The 19,953-nt window shown below is 42.2% G+C and carries 28 protein-coding genes; all 28 read right to left on the bottom strand.

The annotated features are described in order from the left end of the window. Positions 1–3: 3 nt before the first annotated feature. Positions 4–1,200: a flagellar biosynthesis protein FlhB gene (flhB, locus tag OEL90_RS05210; RefSeq protein WP_291401020.1), complete on the bottom strand. Its 1,197-nt coding sequence runs from the start codon at positions 1,198–1,200 to the stop codon at positions 4–6. 22 nt (positions 1,201–1,222) lie between these two features. Beyond that, complete coding sequence (gene fliR, locus OEL90_RS05215) at positions 1,223–1,993, bottom strand: flagellar biosynthetic protein FliR (RefSeq protein WP_291401018.1); 771 nt, start codon at positions 1,991–1,993, stop codon at positions 1,223–1,225. Further along, positions 1,994–2,260, bottom strand: a complete 267-nt coding sequence (gene fliQ, locus OEL90_RS05220; protein ID WP_291401016.1) for a flagellar biosynthesis protein FliQ — start codon at positions 2,258–2,260, stop codon at positions 1,994–1,996. Between the two features lie 9 nt (positions 2,261–2,269). After that, positions 2,270–2,869, bottom strand: a complete 600-nt coding sequence (gene fliP, locus OEL90_RS05225; RefSeq protein ID WP_414635017.1) for a flagellar type III secretion system pore protein FliP — start codon at positions 2,867–2,869, stop codon at positions 2,270–2,272. Positions 2,870–3,021: 152 nt separating this feature from the next. After that, positions 3,022–3,366: a FliO/MopB family protein gene (locus tag OEL90_RS05230; RefSeq protein ID WP_291401012.1), complete on the bottom strand. Its 345-nt coding sequence runs from the start codon at positions 3,364–3,366 to the stop codon at positions 3,022–3,024. A gap of 52 nt (positions 3,367–3,418) precedes the next feature. After that, complete coding sequence (locus tag OEL90_RS05235) at positions 3,419–3,904, bottom strand: flagellar basal body-associated FliL family protein (protein WP_291401010.1); 486 nt, start codon at positions 3,902–3,904, stop codon at positions 3,419–3,421. Further along, on the bottom strand, positions 3,888–4,664 hold the full coding sequence (locus OEL90_RS05240; RefSeq protein ID WP_291401008.1) for a flagellar motor protein MotB: 777 nt from the start codon (positions 4,662–4,664) through the stop codon (positions 3,888–3,890). The genes OEL90_RS05235 and OEL90_RS05240 overlap by 17 nt, the downstream gene beginning before the upstream one ends. Further along, positions 4,664–5,455: a motility protein A gene (locus OEL90_RS05245; protein WP_291401006.1), complete on the bottom strand. Its 792-nt coding sequence runs from the start codon at positions 5,453–5,455 to the stop codon at positions 4,664–4,666. The genes OEL90_RS05240 and OEL90_RS05245 overlap by 1 nt, the downstream gene beginning before the upstream one ends. Next, positions 5,452–5,667: a flagellar FlbD family protein gene (locus tag OEL90_RS05250; protein ID WP_291401004.1), complete on the bottom strand. Its 216-nt coding sequence runs from the start codon at positions 5,665–5,667 to the stop codon at positions 5,452–5,454. The genes OEL90_RS05245 and OEL90_RS05250 overlap by 4 nt, the downstream gene beginning before the upstream one ends. Before the next feature lie 10 nt (positions 5,668–5,677). Further along, positions 5,678–6,595 (bottom strand): flagellar hook-basal body complex protein, encoded by a 918-nt coding sequence (locus OEL90_RS05255; RefSeq protein ID WP_291401002.1) that lies wholly within the window; start codon positions 6,593–6,595, stop codon positions 5,678–5,680. Between the two features lie 85 nt (positions 6,596–6,680). Next, positions 6,681–7,070, bottom strand: a complete 390-nt coding sequence (locus OEL90_RS05260; protein ID WP_291401000.1) for a hypothetical protein — start codon at positions 7,068–7,070, stop codon at positions 6,681–6,683. 31 nt (positions 7,071–7,101) lie between these two features. After that, on the bottom strand, positions 7,102–7,539 hold the full coding sequence (locus OEL90_RS05265) for a flagellar hook capping FlgD N-terminal domain-containing protein (protein ID WP_291400998.1): 438 nt from the start codon (positions 7,537–7,539) through the stop codon (positions 7,102–7,104). 19 nt (positions 7,540–7,558) lie between these two features. Beyond that, the gene (locus OEL90_RS05270) at positions 7,559–8,851 is read right to left on the bottom strand and encodes a flagellar hook-length control protein FliK (RefSeq protein ID WP_291400996.1); all 1,293 of its coding nucleotides are present in this window, start codon (positions 8,849–8,851) and stop codon (positions 7,559–7,561) included. 38 nt (positions 8,852–8,889) lie between these two features. Continuing rightward, positions 8,890–9,327, bottom strand: coding sequence for a flagellar FliJ family protein (locus OEL90_RS05275; protein WP_291400994.1), 438 nt, complete (start codon positions 9,325–9,327; stop codon positions 8,890–8,892). A gap of 13 nt (positions 9,328–9,340) precedes the next feature. After that, the gene (gene fliI / locus OEL90_RS05280; protein ID WP_291400992.1) at positions 9,341–10,657 is read right to left on the bottom strand and encodes a flagellar protein export ATPase FliI; all 1,317 of its coding nucleotides are present in this window, start codon (positions 10,655–10,657) and stop codon (positions 9,341–9,343) included. Continuing rightward, entirely contained in the window at positions 10,654–11,355 is a 702-nt protein-coding gene (locus OEL90_RS05285) for a FliH/SctL family protein (protein ID WP_291400990.1), read from the bottom strand. The genes fliI and OEL90_RS05285 overlap by 4 nt, the downstream gene beginning before the upstream one ends. After that, on the bottom strand, positions 11,339–12,367 hold the full coding sequence (gene fliG / locus OEL90_RS05290; RefSeq protein ID WP_334296984.1) for a flagellar motor switch protein FliG: 1,029 nt from the start codon (positions 12,365–12,367) through the stop codon (positions 11,339–11,341). The genes OEL90_RS05285 and fliG overlap by 17 nt, the downstream gene beginning before the upstream one ends. 15 nt (positions 12,368–12,382) lie before the next feature. Beyond that, a complete protein-coding gene (gene fliF, locus OEL90_RS05295) occupies positions 12,383–13,990 on the bottom strand; it encodes a flagellar basal-body MS-ring/collar protein FliF (protein ID WP_291400988.1) in 1,608 nt (535 codons plus the stop codon). Positions 13,991–14,003: 13 nt separating this feature from the next. After that, complete coding sequence (gene fliE, locus OEL90_RS05300; RefSeq protein ID WP_291400986.1) at positions 14,004–14,294, bottom strand: flagellar hook-basal body complex protein FliE; 291 nt, start codon at positions 14,292–14,294, stop codon at positions 14,004–14,006. Between the two features lie 17 nt (positions 14,295–14,311). After that, a complete protein-coding gene (flgC, locus tag OEL90_RS05305; RefSeq protein WP_291400984.1) occupies positions 14,312–14,740 on the bottom strand; it encodes a flagellar basal body rod protein FlgC in 429 nt (142 codons plus the stop codon). 2 nt (positions 14,741–14,742) lie between these two features. Further along, entirely contained in the window at positions 14,743–15,132 is a 390-nt protein-coding gene (gene flgB / locus OEL90_RS05310; RefSeq protein WP_291400982.1) for a flagellar basal body rod protein FlgB, read from the bottom strand. 552 nt (positions 15,133–15,684) lie between these two features. Then, positions 15,685–16,080, bottom strand: coding sequence for a hypothetical protein (locus tag OEL90_RS05315; RefSeq protein ID WP_291400980.1), 396 nt, complete (start codon positions 16,078–16,080; stop codon positions 15,685–15,687). Between the two features lie 14 nt (positions 16,081–16,094). Continuing rightward, positions 16,095–16,472 (bottom strand): flagellar export chaperone FliS, encoded by a 378-nt coding sequence (gene fliS / locus OEL90_RS05320; RefSeq protein WP_291400978.1) that lies wholly within the window; start codon positions 16,470–16,472, stop codon positions 16,095–16,097. 20 nt (positions 16,473–16,492) lie between these two features. Further along, the gene (gene fliD, locus OEL90_RS05325) at positions 16,493–17,884 is read right to left on the bottom strand and encodes a flagellar filament capping protein FliD (protein WP_291400976.1); all 1,392 of its coding nucleotides are present in this window, start codon (positions 17,882–17,884) and stop codon (positions 16,493–16,495) included. Between the two features lie 18 nt (positions 17,885–17,902). Next, the gene (locus OEL90_RS05330) at positions 17,903–18,286 is read right to left on the bottom strand and encodes a flagellar protein FlaG (RefSeq protein WP_291400973.1); all 384 of its coding nucleotides are present in this window, start codon (positions 18,284–18,286) and stop codon (positions 17,903–17,905) included. A gap of 110 nt (positions 18,287–18,396) precedes the next feature. Further along, the gene (locus tag OEL90_RS05335; protein WP_291400971.1) at positions 18,397–19,179 is read right to left on the bottom strand and encodes a flagellin; all 783 of its coding nucleotides are present in this window, start codon (positions 19,177–19,179) and stop codon (positions 18,397–18,399) included. A gap of 134 nt (positions 19,180–19,313) precedes the next feature. Further along, positions 19,314–19,520 carry a carbon storage regulator CsrA gene (gene csrA / locus OEL90_RS05340; RefSeq protein ID WP_291400970.1) on the bottom strand — a complete coding sequence of 69 codons (207 nt, stop codon included), beginning with the start codon at positions 19,518–19,520 and terminating at the stop codon, positions 19,314–19,316. Further along, positions 19,504–19,953, bottom strand: a complete 450-nt coding sequence (gene fliW / locus OEL90_RS05345; RefSeq protein ID WP_291400968.1) for a flagellar assembly protein FliW — start codon at positions 19,951–19,953, stop codon at positions 19,504–19,506. Before fliW ends, csrA begins: the two co-directional genes overlap by 17 nt.

Raw genomic sequence — 19,953 nt, forward strand, 5'->3', positions numbered from 1 at the left:
GCCTCACTTCCTTTTAGAATTCTCGCGATATATCAGCGCCAGCACTTCCGCCATGGCTTGATATAGAACAGCAGGAACTTCCTGCCCAACTTCGATTTGCTTGTAAAGCTGTTGTGCCAATGGTTTATCCTCGACAAATGGGATCTGATGCTGATTAGCGATCCTTTTAATATTCTCCGCTACGAAATCCAACCCTTTCGCAATGACTATAGGTGCTTGATCCTTTTTGTCATCGTAGCGTATTGCAACGGCATAATGTGTCGGGTTGGTAATAATCACTGTAGCCTCAGGTACCTGCTGCATCATTCGCTGCTGTGCCAACTGCTTCTGCTTCTGACGTCTAAAGGATTTAACCAACGGATCGCCTTCAAGCGACTTATACTCCTCTTTAACTTCCTGTTTTGTCATACGCATGCTTTTTCGAAAGTCAAAGCGCTGATAAAAATAATCTGCACCTCCCAAAACAACCATCAAAATCGCTACGTTGATAAGAAGTCCGCCTAACAAACCAGTAAAGAGTCCGAATAGTTTACCTGTGTCCATCTGGGATGCTCTCATCAGGTCATCCAATTGGCTTATCAGTGTATTCCACATCACCAATCCAACCAATGTCAGTTTAAGCAAATTCTTTATTAATCCTACAAATGCCTTTTGAGAAAAAATATTTTTAAACCCTTGAATGGGATTTAATCGCTTAATATCAGGCTTTAACGGATCTGTGGTTATCAGAAATTGTGACTGAAACAAGCCGCCTATAACCCCTGCGGTCATCATAATGAGCGCTATGGGCGCAGTCATGAGAGCCGCTTCAGATAAATAAGATTTAAAAAGTACGCCAGATGCTTGACCTGCGAGTTCAGCGTATAGTCTGTTACTAAGTGCATTCCTGAACATAATAATTGATTGCTCATACAGCAATGTTAGTAGGACAGTGAGTAATACGGCCATTATTGCCAGTGAGATGGCAGCGCTTAGATCTTGACTTTTCGGAATCTGGCCCTTCTTTTTTGCATCCTCTAGCTTCTTATGAGAAGGTGCTTCGGTTCGGCTATCTTTTTCTGAAGCATCTGAAAACCAAAACATACCCGGTCGATCAATACTTCCCACGCCTGATAATACCAGCCGATTTGAAACTATTATTGGCAGTCCAAGCTTATTCATAAAACTTTGCGAAATCAGTCTCCAGTCATCATGATACACTTGCTTGCTCCTCTTCGACTTATTATGACGCCAACGAGATCCATTGCTCTAAGTATGGCATCATATCACCCACTACTTTGATCAAATTTCTAATTAGAATTGGCAGCGCCATGGCAGAAAAAAACAGTCCTGTGAGTGTTTTTAAAGGCATCCCAAGCATAAGCACATTTAGTGAGGGAATTGTGCGTGAGACCAAACCCATCACTAAATCTGTCATAATTAAAACCAGAACAATAGGGATTGCAAGTTGGAATGCCACTGCAAAAAAATAACTAAAGGTTTCAATAATCCAATTTAAACCGCTTGATAATGGAAACTGCTTTCCAAGGGGTATGATCTCGAATGACTTATAGAACGTCGCTAAAAGAAGGTGATGCGTATTTGTAATAAATATCAAAACCAATGCAGTCATTGCGTATAGTCGGCCCATAATGGCCTGGTTCATACCTGACATTGGATTATAAACAGCACTCATTGAAAAACCTATTTGGAAATCCACCAATTGACCTGCAATTTGAACAGAAGCAAAAACTAATTGCACAACAAAGCCCATGGCCAATCCCATGACTATTTCCCTGATCGCATACAGCAAATAAAGGGAATCCGATAGCTTTGGGTCTGCAGTTCCTGAAAATGCGTAAAAATAGATGCTAAGACTCAGAACAACTGACAGAAGTACTTTTAATGATAAAGGAATACCACGGTTAGAGAAAGGAGGCGCAGTAGCGACGAACGACCCTGTTCTTAGCAGAATAAGCATTATAATTAGAAGATTCCAGTCAGAGGGGATCATTTACTGAATCTCCGCGATCATCAGAATCACCTTCTGTGTGAAACTTAGCAGTAAATTCAACATATAACTTCCAAAAATTATCAATCCTACAAAAACAGCGATCATTTTGGGAACAAAGCTCAATGTCTGTTCCTGTATTTGTGTTGTTGCTTGCAAAACACTTATTATTAGACCAACCACCAATGCAATTAAAAGCACAGGCAATGAGACTTTTAGCATTGTCATCAGCGCTTCATTAAACACATCAAGTACCACAGATTCTGACATAACTACCTCCTATCTGAAGCCTTCAATTAACGAAGTCACCACCAAATGCCAACCATCTACCATTACAAATAAAAGTAATTTAAACGGCAGTGAAATCATCACAGGCGGAAGCATAAACATCCCCATAGACATTAAAATACTTGATACTACTAAATCAATGACAATAAACGGAAGAAATAGCAAAAATCCTATTTGGAAGGCAACCCTGAGTTCGCTGATAACAAAAGCCGGCGTCAATGTCACTAGAGAAACCTCCTCAGGCGTATCCGGATAGGTATCGGATAGTTTAATAAAAAGCGCTAAATCCTTTTCACGAGTGTTTGACAGCATAAATCTTTTAACTGGAATCACCGCTTTTTCAATAGCTTCTTCTTGTGTTATTGAGCCGGCAGTAAACGGTTTCAGCGCTTCCTCATTCACTTCAGTATATACAGGAGCCATCACAAAAAAAGTCAGGAATAAAGCCAATCCAATTACAACTTGATTTGGTGGTGCTTGCTGGGTGCCGAGAGCACTCCTCAAAAAAGACATGACCACCATAATTCTGGTAAAAGCACTGGTCAATATTAAGAAAGAGGGGGCCAGGCTCAGTATGGTGAGTAAAACCATAAGACCCAGTACTCCGGTAGGCCCTCCTCCTCCTTCAATTCGAAGTGCATTGCCAAGATCTACTTCCAACGTCGTAGCAAAGGCAATCCCCAATGACATTATAAAACATTGTATCAACATTATGAAAACAACTAATCGATAGATCCTGTCTTTCATGATGTTCTCCTTAATTTTTCTACCGCTCCAGATAAATATTTACTAAAAACATCATTTTTATCCATTTCCGAATCAATGAGTTCTGCCGGATCTATATCTCTTAGAATAGCAACACTTTTTTCACTCGATGCCAGCAGATGATGATGATCTCCAACTTTGACAATAAACAATAATTGGTTTTTTCCGATAGATATTTTTTCTATAATATGTATATTTTTGCTTTTCATATTCATCGCTGTCATTTTTGCTGTTAGTCGAAGACTTAGATACGCCAATAAAACAACCGCGGGCAAGGCTACGATTAATTTTAATGCGTTGATCCAGAAGGTTTGATCTGTCATTCCTTAACCTCTCTTTTGTGGTAATGTTCTATTCTTTTCATTGACTTCAATATCATTGAATTAAAAAATCAGTGAAATACAGGTTATATAGAATATCTTGTTCAAACAACTGATTAAGTTGATCCAACAGATCTAGCCTAATAATTTCTAACGTTTGAGCTTCTGAAATTTCGCTCTTCGACAGCCCTCTCAAATGCTGAATCACAACATCTCGAATCTGCGGCATGCGAAGATCAATGATGGCTTTTGATTCATCATCTAAAATTGAAAGTGTGATGCTTGTTTTAAGAAAGTGGGTGGTACGCTCATCTTTTAAGTTCACCAGAAAACTGTCCAATGGGATCATCTGCTCTATCTGAGGTTTCTCCAGGAATTTTTGCATCCCAAATGGCCATTGACCCGTTTTAAAGTATAGCCCGCCAATTATTGAAGCCAATATAATAAAAAGGAGAATTCCAACGACTGGAATCCATTTCATCCTTTTTCTCTTGACGGACTTGGAAAATTTTTTTTCTTCAGCATTAAGTCGTTCTTCCATTGGATCCTCCTGTTTCGTGATCAATTATGATCAGAAGATTGACTCGCCGATTTAAAGCACGATTCTCATATGTGGAATTTGGAACCAATGGCTGAAATTCTGCGAATCCTGCTGCTTTTAACCTATCAGGCTCAATCTGATGTCTTTGAACAAAGTATCGTGTCACTTGAACCGCGCGGTCCACTGATAATTCCCAGTTAGTTGGATACTTATCCGTTTGAATAGGCTGATTATCAGTGTGACCTTGAATTTCAATATCATTATCTATGGTGGTAAGAAGTTTAGAAATTGTATCAAGGAGCATTTGACCATCAGTTTTGATTTCCGCTTTACCAGACTCAAATAGGACAGCTTCACTGATATTAACTAAAACACCTTTTGCGTTATAAGTCACTTCAAGATCCGCACTCAGACCATTTTCTTTGATAAACGCCTGGATCATCTCGAACATCTCCACGATTTCTGAGTCCAGGGTGGTCTGATCCTTACTTTGGGGAACCTGCATCTGTACCATAGGGTCAAATGGCAATTGATCAGCACCTGAGGGTGTCTCATTGAAAATCATCGTAGATGGATTGCCTGACAGCACAGATTGAAGCGAGGCTGCTGCTTGTTTAAATTTGATGATGTCCAACGTGGAGAAAGAATAAAGAAGAATAAAGAAGGTCAACAACAAAGTCATTAAATCAGAAAAAGTAACAATCCATCCTTGCGACCCGCTGGATGCTTCATCGAAATTTTTTTTCCTCCTTCTCGCCATTAAGCAGCCTCATTCCGCTTCAGTTCCAAATAAGCCTTTCGCTCCTTTGGATTCAGGTAGGTCATGATGATTTCTTCAACGACCCGTGGATTTGTGCCTGCTTGAATTTCAAGTATGCCAACTACAATCATCTCACGTCTGTAAATCTCACTTTTTGTTTTGATTCTTAAGTTGGTGGCAATTGGCACCAGAACCAGATTCGCAAAAAAAGATCCATAAAAGGTAGTGATCAAAGCAACTGCCATACCGGAGCCAATGCTGGAAGCATCCTGAAGCTGACTAAGCATGACAATAAGACCTATCAATGTCCCAAGCATACCAAATGCCGGCGCCAGTTCTCCCCAGGTTTGAAAAATATCTTGAGAAACTTTATGACGGTTTTTGGTGGTCTCTATCTCTATTTCCATAACATCCCGGATGACTTCGGGATCCATCCCATCAATGACCATTCGTATGCACCTTACGATAAAATCATCATCAATGTCATCTAATTGATCTTCTAAAGCCAGTAACCCATCTTTTCGGGACTTTCTAGACATAGCAGTGAAAAGTTCGACCAAGTGAAGCAGGTTTTCTTCAGTATTCTCAGTGATTTTTTTAAGGGCAACCGGGATATTCTTCAAATCATCAAGCGGATAACTGATTGTCAGCGCACAGAATGAACCAAACAATGTAATGATGACAGAGGACAAACTCCAGAAACTCTTTAAATTGCCCGCGAGGGCAATTGAGACGATGATCAGCGTTACCCCCGCGAACATAGCTATTAATGGAATGTTGTTTTTTTTCATTTTCGATCCTCCGAATGAACGAGCCGCAGCACGCCCCCAATCGACCGCTGATAAACTCGGATCCGTTCGATAATTTCAGACGGCGTCTCCTGAACTCTGATTCTATTACCATCTGTTAAAGTTATAAGCGTGTCTGGAACCAAATCGATTCTGTAAACCAACATCTCATTCAGAAAAAAAATATCACCTTTAAGCGTAGTTAATTCAATCACGCACCATCAGCTACCTTTTCAAATTCAGTAGTTCTTGCAGCATTTCGTCAGAGGTTGTAATCGTTCTGGAGTTTGCTTGATAAGAGCGGCTGGTTATGATCATTTCAGTAAATTCATTAGCTAAGTCAACATTGGACATTTCGAGATAACCCTTCCGAATGATTCCAAAGCCATTCTGTCCTGAATTTCCAAAAGAAGCATTACCTGAATTTTGAGACTGTCCATAGGTATTGCCGCCTTGTTTTTCAAGACCGCCGGCATTTGCAAAACGAATAACCGGGACCTGTCCGAGTTCGCGGTTGACACCGTCAGAATATCTTACCATCACCTTTCCTGAGCCATCAATGGTAAAAGATACTAACGATCTGATCTCGCCTTCTATATTGATGCTGTCCGGAATGACGATTGGCTTAAGATCTTCAGCTTCGACCTCTTCCATATTGATATCAGCTCCAACTGCTAACGTCGCGCCGGAATCATCCAGCGTAACATTACTGATCCCCATTAAACGAAAACCACTGCCCATGATTAAATTACCTGTGCTGTCTCGCAGGAATGAGCCATCTCGTGTAAATCTAAGCTCGTCCAGAGCTTGGATCGATTCAGATTCACACACTGCAAAAAAACCATTGCCTTCCAGCGCAAAATCAAGCTCTCTGCCAGTCGGCTGCAGTGATCCGTTTGTCATATTAGTGGAAATTTTTCCGACACTGACACCAAGACCGATCTGCTGTGGATTAATGCCGCCAAGGCCACCCTGAATCGGAGATTGACCGCTGTTGATCATCTCGCTGAGCAAGTCTTGGAATTGAGCAGTCCCTGATTTAAATGCAGTTGTACCTACATTGGCTATGTTATTCCCTATAACGTCCATTTTCGTTTGATAACTTCTCATACCACTGACACCGGAATACATGGATCTTAACATTTACATAACCTCCTGGTTTAGTATGGCTGCTTCCGTCGATCGGCAGCCTGGGCTTCCTCAATGAGGTCCGGCCCTTGATTTAGGTTCACTTAATGGTTACCGCGCTGTCAATCTGTGTTAAAATATTAATCTCATCCTGGACGGGTATAGCTGTTATAATCGTTCTATTCCCGACATTGGCTATGAATGCCGTTTCTTTAAAAAACATCACAGTATTTCTGCCGCCCTTCTTCTCAAGTTCATTCAATGCATATTTCATTTTATCAACATCTTCCGGATTTAACTTGATATTGCGTTGCTCAAGCCTTTGTTGAGCGTGAGCTGAAAATTTTAGTTCACTGGTTTGGTTTAAAAGCTGCCTGTCAAGTAGAGCTTTAAACCCACCGTGTTCTTGAGCCGTCGCTTGTGTTTTAAGCCCTGAGGTCTGCGTCTTTTTCGTCTCTATAATAGGCGGCTGCTGCACTCGAATCGCCATTAAAAAACACTCCCTTCCCATGCAGCCTTGCTCACTCAATCACCTGAACCGGACTTCCAACGCTCAGCACTTTTGGATAAGCATAAGTCTCACCATTCACGACATATTTGATTCCCTGCTGAGATATTTCAACCCGTTCAAGAATGCCTGAAACAACTCCTGTTTCCAAAGTTTCCAGATCAACCTGTTTTCCAATCATTGACATAGCATGATTCGTGGAATTCAAATTGTAAAGTGTGTTGAGTTGATCTGCCAAATTCTCGAGCTTTTCAATCATTGCGAATTGAGACATCTGTGCGATATATTCGCTGTTGTCTCCACCTGACATTGGGTCTTGGTACTTCAATTGAGCAGATAAAATTTTAAAAAAATCGTTTTTACCAATAAAGCTGCTTTGATCTGTCAAACTTTGCTTCTGCTGTGTTGATGCTGCTGTATTGGCAAAAATGTTCGTATTCTGAATATCCATAAATTCACCTCCTGTACAGTTACGCCCACAGATCAAGTTGATTTCGAATCCTAAGCTGCGCAATCACTTCGCCAGGTTCAGCTGTCATGTCGGTTTCTCTGTTTCGAAAAAATTTTTCTTGTGGGAATCGTTGATTTTTTTGGTGGAAAGCTTGTTCTTCCCGCCCGCTCTGACCGAATTCGAATCCACTGGTAATATTCAATTGTGTCTCAAAATTTCCTGATGTGATTCTTTGCTCAGTTAGCGATGTCGTCAGATTTACCAATTGCTTCTGGAGGATCGTCCGGGCAGCCTCTGAATCGACTTTTACCAACCCGGAAATAATCCCATCTTTTAACCTGATGTGAATCTCGATCTTTCCAAGGGTCTCAGGATGCAAGGTCATTTTCAGCACTCTGGTTTCACCCTCTTTGATGAGCTTCGCGTGTTCAGTAACCTGTTGTGGAATTTCAACTGGCCTTATTCTATCGGGCAACGCTTGTGCTTGATAAGTTTTTGGCGGTGCATCACCTATAAGCAATCCTTTTGATGACTCCTGATCTGATTTCAATTGGCTGCGATGCTTTGCTGCATCTTCTGGCACCTCACCTTCCATTAGAACGTTCGAATCAATACTATTCGAATGGTCTAAGCGCCTGGTTTGTTTAAGCCCCTGAAGGTTCTCTCCAAAATTTGGCGGAATTATTGTTTCGCGCATTTCACTGTCAGAGAGCTCTGACAAAAATAGATGACTCAGAGCGCTTTTAGAGGATGGGACGGCCACATTCTCAGATATAGAGTTCTTAGATATATTTCCAGTAGTTACTTTTGGGTCAAAATCCGCAGCCGGCTTATACGCCTTCGATGAAAGTTCAATTGATTCACTTCTAACAAAAGCGTTTAATCTGCCTCTTTCATTTTCCGCGATTAATTGTGTGTCAGACTGTTTGGTCATTTCAATACCCTCATAGTTCTGAGCTTTGGCAGATGCCTTATTCCTCATCATCACCGTGTCAGCATTCATTTCAAGGGGCCTTCCCGGGGACATGTCAAGCGGCTCTTTAATAACCTCACACTGCACTTCTTTTAAATTCTTCAGTATTGTCTCCGGATTAATACTTTCCCCTTGTGAGTTTATCTTCGAACACTGGTTTTCATTTAAGATCTTCCTTTGATCCAAAACACCGAGCAAGCATTCAGAAAAGGACAGCGTCTCAGAAAAAGACACTTCATCATCTGATTTACATGTATTTCTACAAGAACTTGCAGTTTTATGGTGTTGAACCGTACTGTTTATTTCTGTTGCTGATATTTGTAACACCTTTATTTTCACCTCCTCTTCTCCAGAATTCTATAATCTTCACCACCTCCTTAACGTCTTCTATGATAAAGGTTCACTGCAATTTCATCCAATGTACTTTGTGTCAGACGATCCTGATGGTCAGAAAAAGACTTCTGCTCATTCTCCCTATGACGCTCCAGCATTCTTACTTCCAATTGACCTTCAATCCAGCGTTGCTTTGCTGCAGCCAAGTCCTTAGCAGCCTTCTCTTCTCTGCTAAGGACCTCGTTCAAGCTGCTTCTTAAAAAATCGCGGTATGCATAGGTTAATTGAATATCAGCAGGTTTCAAATAATTCTCTTGAGACCCTAATTTTAAGCTGTTCTGATATCGCTGTTTGTGATTTTCACTTTCAATGCGAGTATTCTCATAAACGTCAGTCAATTCAGCAAGTTCTTTTTTTAATTGGGTTGCTCTGAAGTTTTTATGTTCTAATACTTTAGCCAAGCTGTATGATGGCTTCTTCAAAGGTAACACCCTCTTAATCGAAATTTTGAAGTAATTGATCAATTTTTTCCCAAGTAGATTGACAATGACTAAACTCATCAATCCTCTGTTTTAAAAATTGATCCAACTTAGGCTTTGTCTCAATCGCACGATCAACGGCCTGACTTGAACCAGGCTTGTAGGCACCTATCTGAATCAGATCTTCCGCCTCTTTATAAATGCCCATCATATGTCTCAATTTAGAAATCTGTTCCTTTTGATCATGTGAAACCAAGTCATTCATCAATCGGCTAATACTTTGAGTCACATCAATAGCAGGATAATGATTTTTTGCCGCAAGTTCCCGGCTCAATACAATATGACCATCAAGTATGCCTCGAACCGCATCAGTAATTGGCTCGTTCATATCATCTCCCTCTACAAGAACTGTATAGAAAGCAGTGATGCTGCCTCGGTTTGAAGTGCCACTTCGCTCAAGGAGCTTTGGCAGTAACGCAAACACAGAAGGTGTATACCCTTTTGTTGCTGGTGCCTCCCCAGCTGCCAAGGCAACTTCCCTTTGAGCCATTGCAAACCGCGTTACAGAATCCATCATCAGGAGGACATGCTTGCCTTGATCCCTAAAATATTCTGCTATAGCTGTTGCAAGAAATGCCCCTTTCAATCTGACCAACGGTGGCTGTTCTGACGTCGCACAGATGATCACCGATTTCTTAAGACCCTCTTCTCCTAAATCCTTTTCCAAGAAAGCTTTTACTTCACGACCACGTTCTCCAATAAGAGCAATTACGTTGATGTCAGCATCACTGTAACGGCTGATCATGCCAAGAAGAGTGCTTTTTCCAACGCCGCTTCCAGCGAAAACGCCTAATCTTTGACCATGACCGCAAGTTAAAAATGCATCTATTGCTTTAATACCTGTATGCATGATTTGTGAAATAGCTTTTCGCTGCAATGGATTTGGCGGACTCCTATATAGTGGAATCTCAGTATGACAATGATTTAGATTTTGATTCAACAGCATTGGCTTTCCCAACCCATCCAAAACCATACCCAACATACTTTCTCCAACATTTATAGTCATCGCCTTTCCAGTTGGTATGACAGGGCATCCTGTCATTATGCCATCCAACTCTCCCAAGGGCATCAAAATAACACTGTCACCCCTAAAACCAATAACTTCTGCCGAAATTGAATGTTGACTTGGTAAAATGATGTTGCAGATTTCGCCTACAAAAGACTTCATGCTTTTTACTTCAATAGTCAGGCCAATAACTTGGTCGACTTTTCCCGAATACTCAAATGGCTGAAATCTTTCCAAAACGTTTTGAAACCGCGAATAAGGTATCATATCGGTATAGCCTCTTGACTTGCTTTATGTAATGATAAGATTTCCGCCATCAGTTTTTCAATCTGCCTGCCTGGATGAAAAGCGATGATCTTGGCTTCGGTCTCGCAATGAATAGCATTTTTATCAATTTCATTGTTTTCCACAAACACCAATTTGCTTTCCGGGCAAAGATCCTGAAAGTTTCTTATGGTTGCATCCATTATCTCATAATCTTCCGGATGGAAATTACATACAATCCTATTGGATTGTGACAGTTCCTTCAACATTTGCCTAAGAGGCACTTTTAGATTTTCGGCTGACATATGAGACTGAACGAAGGTAGAAGCGACTTGAAAAGCCAACTGTATCAAATGCTCTTCATGGGTTTTCTCCAATAAAGTCAATAAGCTGTGGGTTGACTTCAAAAGCTCAACGGATTGGGTGGAAATCTCAGTAAGCTTCTGTTCCAAGCTTGCTGCAGCCTGGTTTAAACCTTCATTATAGCCTTCTTCAAAACCGCTCTGCCTTGCCTGGAATCTTATGCTTTGAGCTTCTGCACGCGCTTGGTCCAAGACAGCTTTTTCATATAGCTCCAGTTCTTCTAAAAAAGAGTCCGTAAGAAGTTCAGAATCCCTTAATTCTTTGTGTGGCATTTTGATAGAAATTTGATCTGAATGCTTCAGAACGGGCTGCTTGATGACATTATAAGATGATGGCATCCTCATCCGCCCTTCCTAAAATAATTTCCCCACTTTCTTCCAGTCGTCTGATGTGACCAACAATCTTTTTCTGAGCATCTTCAACCATTGAAAGCCGAACCGGACCTAAAAATTCAATGTCGTCTTTGAGTGTCTCAGCAGCGCGTTTCGATACATTGTTGAAGATTATTGAAGCCACTTCTGTTGAGGCGCCTTTCATTGCCAGTGTTAAATCTTCATTGTTAACTTCTCTCAACACTCTTTGTATCGCGCTGCGATCCAGAGTAACGATATCCTCAAAGACAAAAAGATTTGCACGGATTTGCTCAACTAATTCAGGGTGATCAACACCGAGTTCATCTAAAATTCGCTTTTCAGTACCTCTGTCGGCGGCATTTAGAATGTCAACAAGGGATTTCACCCCACCTACAGATTCCATTTCATTATCCACCACATTTGAAAGTTTGCTTTCTAAGACTTCTTCAATTTTTTTGACAACTGCTGGTGAGGTACTATGAATTGAGGCAATACGATGTGCTACTTCCGTCTGAAGTTCATCCGGCAATTCGGAAAGAACTTGCGCGGACTTGTCTGGTTGTAAATAACAAAGAACAAGCGCTATTGTTTGAGGTTGTTCGTGTACAAGCAGTGTAGATAAGTGATGGGAATCTGCTTTTCGCGCGATTGAGAACGGCTTTTCATTATGTGCCATTTGGCTTAATGTTTCGATAATGCCTTGAGCACGTTGAGCTCCCAGTGCCTTGTTCAGAAGATTTTTCGCATAATCGAGTCCGCCATCCATATTAAACCTGCGTTTGGAAACAAGTTCCATGAATTCTTTTGTAACCTTATCACTTACACTCGGCTCAATCTGCTTGAGATTGGCAATTTCATATGTAATTCGCTGAATTGTATTTTCTGGCAAATGGCGCAAAACTGATGCTGAAGCCTCAGGGCCGAGGCTCATTAAAAGGATCGCGGCTTTCTTTATACCGTCATTCTGCTCTTTCAATATCTTGCTCAAAAGCCTCACCTCTTATAAATTTGCTTAAGATTCTCTAACCCAGTTTTTCAAAAGCTCTGCAATTTCCTGCGGACGCTCTGATGCAAATTCTTGAAGAGAATTCCCTGGTTTTTCAATGGCTCCAAAAAGATCATTCAAAGTTGGTGAAGCTGGTATCCCTTCCTCATCTGTCACATTAATAGTTCGGTATCCTTTTGGAGCAGATGCCAAAGCACCATTTTTTGAGTAAGTAGCCTCTGCCGTGATCCCTGCTACATCTCTCCTGCCTCTCAGCAAGACCGCAATCAGTATCGAACCGAAAACCAAAGCCGCTATACTTTTAAAAATGGTAATCAGAAGCTCTTTATCCATTCCCAGCAATTTACCTTCAGCTTCTTGAATCCGCTTTGCTTCCTCCAAATCCGCCACTAAGGATTCCTCATAACTTCTATCAAACACCAATCCTTCAATATTGATCTTGTCACCACGGTCACGATCGATTCCCGCAGCAGCCTCAACCATGCTCTGGATGCGGTTTTTCATATCATCACTCATTACCCCGTCATATACTACAGAAACGTTCAACCTGCTAATCACACCGACTGCTTTAACTGAAGAAATCTCGGTACGGTCGATCTCATACTCAGAATAGGCGTCAAAGGTTTGAAGGACCCCATTTTCATCTTGTAAAACTAAGTTCTGGGTATTGTTGTCTATCGGTCCAGCCGAGAGCGCTGCTTGAATTCCTTCTCCGCTGTAACTTTCCTGACGGCTTTTCACAACAGGTGTTTCCCCATAGATAACCTTATAAATTTCCTCATTGTCAAAATTGACTTCAGCAAAAACTGAGACGACCACCTTATCCCGTCCTAATGCTTTTTCAAGCATATCATTCACATTCGCTGCGATTTTCGATTCAATACCATTGCGCAGGTCCAACTGAGAGGATGTTGTGTTTTGGGTTTCAGTTGCAGTTTTTACCTGGAAAGCAGCACTTAACAAATTTGCTTTAGTATCCAGAACTGTGACATTTTCCTTTGGAAGATTTTTAACCGCGCCACTTACTAATGATAAAATGCCTCCTACCTGATCTTGTGTTAAGCTTCTACCTGGTTCAAACTCAATTACCACAGTGGCTGTTGATTTTTGTATTTCCTTTTCAAAAAGAGAACTTTCTGACATATTTAAATGTACCCGTGCGAAACGGACCTCTTCAAGGGCTCGGATTGTTCGTTCCAGTTCACCTTGAATTGCGCGTTGATACATGATTTTTCGATCTTGATCCGTCACCATAAGCCCTTGGTTGTCAAATAGCTCAAAGCCGGTTGTGGTATCCGGCAAGTTACCATTTATGGCCAGTTTTAACCTGAGATCGTTGACGACCTTTTCATCCACCAGAATAGTCGTTCCACCATCTTCTAACTTATACCGGATGTCGCCTGTACCTTCAATTTCCTCTACGATTGCGGCTGCGTGAGCTAACTCCAACCGGCTGAATAAAACCACATAATTGACTCTTCCAAGTACCAGATAATATAATGCAAAAAACAAAACAAAAGAAAACACTGCGGCTATCAGCATTTTCTTCACTCCATTGCTTAAATTGTTGTATTTTTCTTTAATTGTCGCAATCTGGTTATTGAGAGCCGCCATAAGTTATTCTCCTTTAAAGTTGCATATTCATCATCTCTTTATAAGCTTCCATCACTTTATTGCGAACCTGCATGGTTAATTCCAGCATGAGTCTAGCCTCTTCAGTCGCGATCAGTACCTCGTGAAGCTCCACTTTTCCACCTGTCATCATTTCTTGAGTGAGTGCATCTGCTTTGATTTGAGATTGTTCAACCTTTTGCAATTGCGATTTAAGCATGGCACTGAAGCTTTCTGTTCCAGCCTCTGGCTTTGTCGCTTGGTTTGACAGCGGAGTCAATAATGGAAGTCCGGGATTGATTTTCATTTGTCGCTCTCCTTTATTTATTTTCCAATTTCCAGCGTTTTTAGAAGCATGCCTTTGGTTGCATTGAGAGCTGTCACATTGGCTTCATAAGCGCGTCTCGAAATCATCATATCAATCATTTCCGTCAGCAGATTTACATTGGGCATCCTAACATTTCCATTTTCATCCGCATCCGGATGCCCAGGATTATAAACCAATGGCGTTTCCTCCGATGAATCTCTCACCGCGACGGCTTTAACGCCAGCACTTTGAATCTGAGGCCCTCCATTTTTTGAAATGGTTTTTTCCAAATGTTCCTGGAATACAGCGATTTTCCTTATATACGGCCCGCCATTTTCAGTCCGGGTGGTTTCAGCATTCGCAATATTGGCGGATATAGTATCCATCCTTAGCCTTTCAGCCGTCAATCCGCTTGTGTGAATGTTCATAGCGCTAAACATGCCCATGGCTAACGTCTCCCTTCATGGATCACATAACTCGCCATTCGGTATTTTTGATTAATTTGTTGGATCAACGACTGGTAAAGTATCTGATTAGCAGCCAATTGACTCATTTCAAGATCTAAATCCACATTGTTGCCGTCATTGTTCATACTTCCGGAATAATCTTTTCGCACTTTGGGTTCAACCGCAGAAATGTTTTTTTTCATTTCATCCAGTTCTCCCGCAGCCTTATTTCCTTCTATGACTTTTTTCAATTCGACTTCGAAATTTACTTTATTGGCTTTAAATCCTTTTGTATTCAAATTGGAAAGGTTTGAAGCAATTGCTTCCTGTCTTAGCTGAGTACCATCTATGGCCTTTTTCAGCAATAAATACGTCATATCATTCTGTATCATACGCACACTCCTGCAACCGAAAACGCGGCAGCCCGGACTCACCTGCCTTTCTCATGTCAGTTTGGCATATTCAGCCATTATACATTCTGTTTCTTAACTGTTTTTTCAAAATAACTACAAAAAACTTTTCCGGAGCTATTCAGCATCTTGCTGAATTAAATCAGTAAACACCCTGTTTCATTACAGGTGTTTGTTCAGATTCTCATCAGACTTGCCATTCGCAGAAAAGTAAAATTGTGGATTTGAATAGCTAACTTAACGGAGTCCAGTTTCGTTCATCAAAAATCGAAAATAATAAACTGGGATGCGTAATCAGCATTAAAATATCAAATCGAATATATAGTTTTCGAAATATGTAATAGAGCGATGAAAAAAATGACTAACACTTGCAATATGAAAGTTTCTCAACACTTGACATAATAAATATTATTTATTTAATGATACCATATCTAGTGAAGTAATCAAATGATAATCACTTATTTTCAGTATTATTTTTTGAATCAAAAATGCTCATTCTACAGTTTTAATTAATAACTATGGCCATTCTACGGATTACACCTTCTTATCAAAAATACCTGGTTCTGATCCACCAGTGCGTCTCATTTGAGCGGACAACTCTCTTGCTTTCTTTACCTCGCGCATTTCATCAATCAGAGCCTGCCTTTTGGCATTCAGCATCACCTGATATCCCTGATGCAGCGTCAAAATCTCTGCCATCAGTTTCAAATTGGCTTCTCTCAGCTCTGACAATACCGCTGAGGATGAACTGTCATTTTTCATCCAAGACAAATTAAACCTTTGATCCAAAGCATCTATCTGGCTCAAACACTCATCAATCTGATCCGATTTGCTTTCCTCAGCACTCTGATCAAGTCCATATATTAACCTCCAGGACTCGAGGAATACCAGTCTCTGTCTTAGGTAGTCTATTACACTATCCTGGTTCATCCCCTTCACTCCAATCAAAGATGCTGCCAGCTTGACCTAAGCTCCTCAAGGTATGTCCGAACTTCAGCCACAAGGACTGAATCCTTTTTCACATTAGCTTGGACCAGGCTCCAGTGAAAATAATCATATAACTGATACAATTGGCCAGCAATTTCTCCGCCTGCGTCGAAATTCAGAGTGGCCATCAGTTCTACCAGAATATCCTGGGTTTTTACCAATTTATGATGAACTGTTTCATAGTCTTTGCTTTCAATCGCTTTCTCAGCGACCATCAAATTGGTGACAGCACCGTCATATAACATCAGGAGAAGTTTTTTTTGAGGAGCTGTGCTGATCTGAGCACCGCCATAAGCATTGCTCGCCTGTTTCAGTGCTGCGCCGTAACTTGTCATTGGACTACACTCCCTTTAAACTATGTTGACTGCATACCGCCTAGCTGCGCGCTAAGCCAGTTCGCCTGGGCCTCAGACTTCTGGAGAGCTACGTCCAGCTTTGAAAACATATCCACATAATACGCTTCCTTTTTAAGCATTTTCTCTTCAAATGCCTCCATTCTTCGGTCCAAATCTCTGATCGCCCGTTCAATGGTTTGGTTCTTCCCAGCAATGGTGCCCTTGGATTTGTCAGTGAAAGCCAGGACCAGCGCTTCCAATTGGACGCCCATGCCCACCTTAGTAAGGACAGGACTTTCTGCCGATGGTTGTTCCACAGTGTCTGAGAAGAATTGATGTATACTTTGCGGATTCTCAGCGAAGGCTTTTCGAAACTTCGCGTCATCCAGTTTCAATGTTCCTTCTCGGTCTGCCGTGGTTAGACCTATTTCAGAAAGGTTTTTCATACCGGAAGCTGTTTCTGTCAGGTTGGAAGTGATGGCCTGGCGAAGCGCGTTTTGTAGACGGACCAATGCATTTTCACCATACAGCTTGCCCTGGCTGCCAGCCACTTCTTTGCTGCCCGCAGCGGTTTGAGTTTTCAGGAAGGATACTGTGGAATTGTATTGTTCAACAAAGGCTTTGAATGCCTCCACAGCCTTGTCCTGATCCTCCGTCACCGTTATTTCCAGGGACTCGCTTTCGCCTGTTGCCGACTTGAGCTGAAGGGTCATGCCCAGCACGGCATCTGTAATGGTATTGGTCTCACGAACCATTTCATGCCCATTGACGCTGAACTGTGATTGAAGTCCCAACGAGAGGCTACCCTCTTGAAGACCAAGATTCTCAAGAACGCCGATGTCCGTTGATTCAGCCGTGATCGCCTGGCTGCCATAACTCGCAGCGGAAAGTACCAGCCTCCCATCTATCACACTGGCTTCAACCCCGCTGGCCTGACTCTGTCGGTTGATGCTTCTGACAATGGTCCGGAGGGATTGATTCGCTTCGATTTGAATAGTGGCTGTCGAGGTTTCGGAGGTGCTGAGAGTCAGACTGCCTGACAGTCCCAAGGCCACATCTGGATTTTTCTCAGTCATGGACGTACCCGTCAGTGTTGAGCGTGTAGCCAACCGGGTAATTTTCACCTCATAGCTGCCTGCCGGTGCATCTGAGCCACCGCTGACGCTAAGCTTTGCAGAGTCTGAGGAGGAAAGCGTTCTTGAGTAATAGGTTTCCTCCTTTGACAAAGACTTAAGCTTTTCCATCAGATTATCAAGCCGGCTCATGACGTCCTTCCAGGCGCTTTTCTGACTTTCGATCGCGGACTTTTTCTGGGTCATCAGCGTCAGCGGTCTTTTTTCAACTGCTATCAGCTTATCTATGACGGACTGATCCATGCCTGAATACGATCCAATAAAATTAATGCCTGCCATACAGCACCTCCGACTCTCTTACGCGCGTTTATCCACCAGTACGCCCACCAGATCCCACAAACTGTCCATAATCTCAATAAGTTTCTCTGGTGGAATTTCTTTAACCACTTCTTTGGTCTCATTATTGACGAGTTTGATGACGACATCCCCGGTTTTCTCGTGGATTTCAAACTGAAAATGGGTGTCTTTTCCAAAGATGACGGCATTGGCTTCATCAATAATTTTTTCCAGCTGCTCCGCAGATTTTTTGTTAGAATCTCCTTTAGCCGGTTGGTGATGTGCCTGCCCAAATTCTTTGTCAATTTTCTTTTTACTGTCTTCAATTGGGGTCCGCTGCCCTTGCTCTTGTAATACCTTGAGCACGGGACTGGTGTGATGTAACCGATCAATCCGGTGATCCATCCGGGTTCCCTCCACTTCACTCACTTACTTATGGGATCCTGATCCATGTTCAAAACTAAGAAAAGAGCCGGCAGCAGCACCGGCTCTCTCAATCTCCATTCGTCTCTCAATTAGCGAAGAAGCTGGAGTACAGCCTGAGGCTGCTGATTTGCCTGAGCCAGCATGCTCGTGGAAGCTTGGGTCAGGATGTTGTTCTTTGTAAATTCCATCATTTCCTTGGCCATGTCCACGTCACGGATGCGTGATTCAGCAGCAGTGAGGTTTTCAGAAGCGGTGCCCAGGTTGTTGATGGTATGCTCGAGGCGGTTTTGGGTGGCGCCTAAATCAGCACGGTGAGTTGAAACATCATTAATAGCTGTATCAAGAGCAGTTAGATCTGATGCTGCAGTAACTGACAAACCTGTTGCTGTCATATTAGCCATTGTGATAGTCATAGTATCACCGGTATTTGCACCGATTTGCAAATCCACACCATTGGTATTATTAAGTAAATCGATTCCGTTGAATTTGGTTTGATTCCCAATTCTGTCCATTTCAGCAACAAGCTGCGTTTTTTCAGCAGTAATCGCAGCTAAATCCTCAGTGCTATTGGTTTCATTTCCCGACTGAACAGTTAATTCTCTCATTCTTTGCAAAATACTATGTGTCTCATTCAACGCACCTTCAGCTGTCTGAATCAAAGAAATGCCGTCTTGCGCGTTTCTTGAAGCCTGATTCAAACCTTTGATCTGGCCTCTCATCTTTTCTGAAATCGCGAGACCTGCTGCGTCATCACCGGCGCGGTTGATTCTCAGACCTGAGGAGAGCTTCTGGAGCGATTTGCCTTGTGCTTCTGTTGCTGCGGTGAGTCTGGAGTGTGTGTTGAGCGCGGATAAATTATTGTTGATTCTCATGATTTTTCCTCCCTGAAGGGTATATTTGGCATCCATGCCGTTGGGTTTGCGGACTTACGATCTGTACGGCCGTTACAGTTCTTCGCCCTTAATGTCTATATCGCCGTTTCCTGCGAAACGTTAAGACCTTTTTTCTATTTTTTTAAAAATTTTCTTGCGGCCTCCAAAGCTGCCTTGTTTTCCTGTGATACCGCCTCCAAAATTTCCTTCCGGTGTACTTTTACCTCAGGTGGCGCGGAAATGCCAATCCGCACCTTGCCCTCCTCCACACCAAGGATTACAACCTCAATCTTGCCGTCAATGATCAATGCCTCGTCCAGTTTTCTAGTCAAGACCAGCATCTTTGGCCTCCCCGCCTCGTCTCAGAGGCTCCCGGGTCGTGAAAACCGGATGGCTTAAAACCACTTGGCTGGCACTTCGTGTCTTAAGATTGATGACTAAAGGGGCGATAAGATTCATGGTCGAAGCTTCAACCGGATTCTGAAGGGTAACAACCGCAAGGACCTGGACATCCTCCTCAGTGCTCAGTTCAAGGCTATGGCAGACAGACTCCGGGATATCGATTTCATAGTCCTCTATCCAATTCCAGGGGCTGGTTAGAATGAAGCCGACATGCTCCTCTTCCAGCGACATCAGGCCAAGAAAAGAGGTCTCAGGGATGTAAACCAATTCGAAATTTCTCAGAGTCTCAAACCCAGGAAGTCCCTCAGAAAACACTACCCGGCCAACTTCATTATATCTGGAGGTCGGTTCAGAATGTATTTGAGCTTGCAT

This window comes from Acidaminobacter sp., assembly GCF_030247605.1.
Classification (GTDB): domain Bacteria; phylum Bacillota; class Clostridia; order Peptostreptococcales; family Acidaminobacteraceae; genus Acidaminobacter.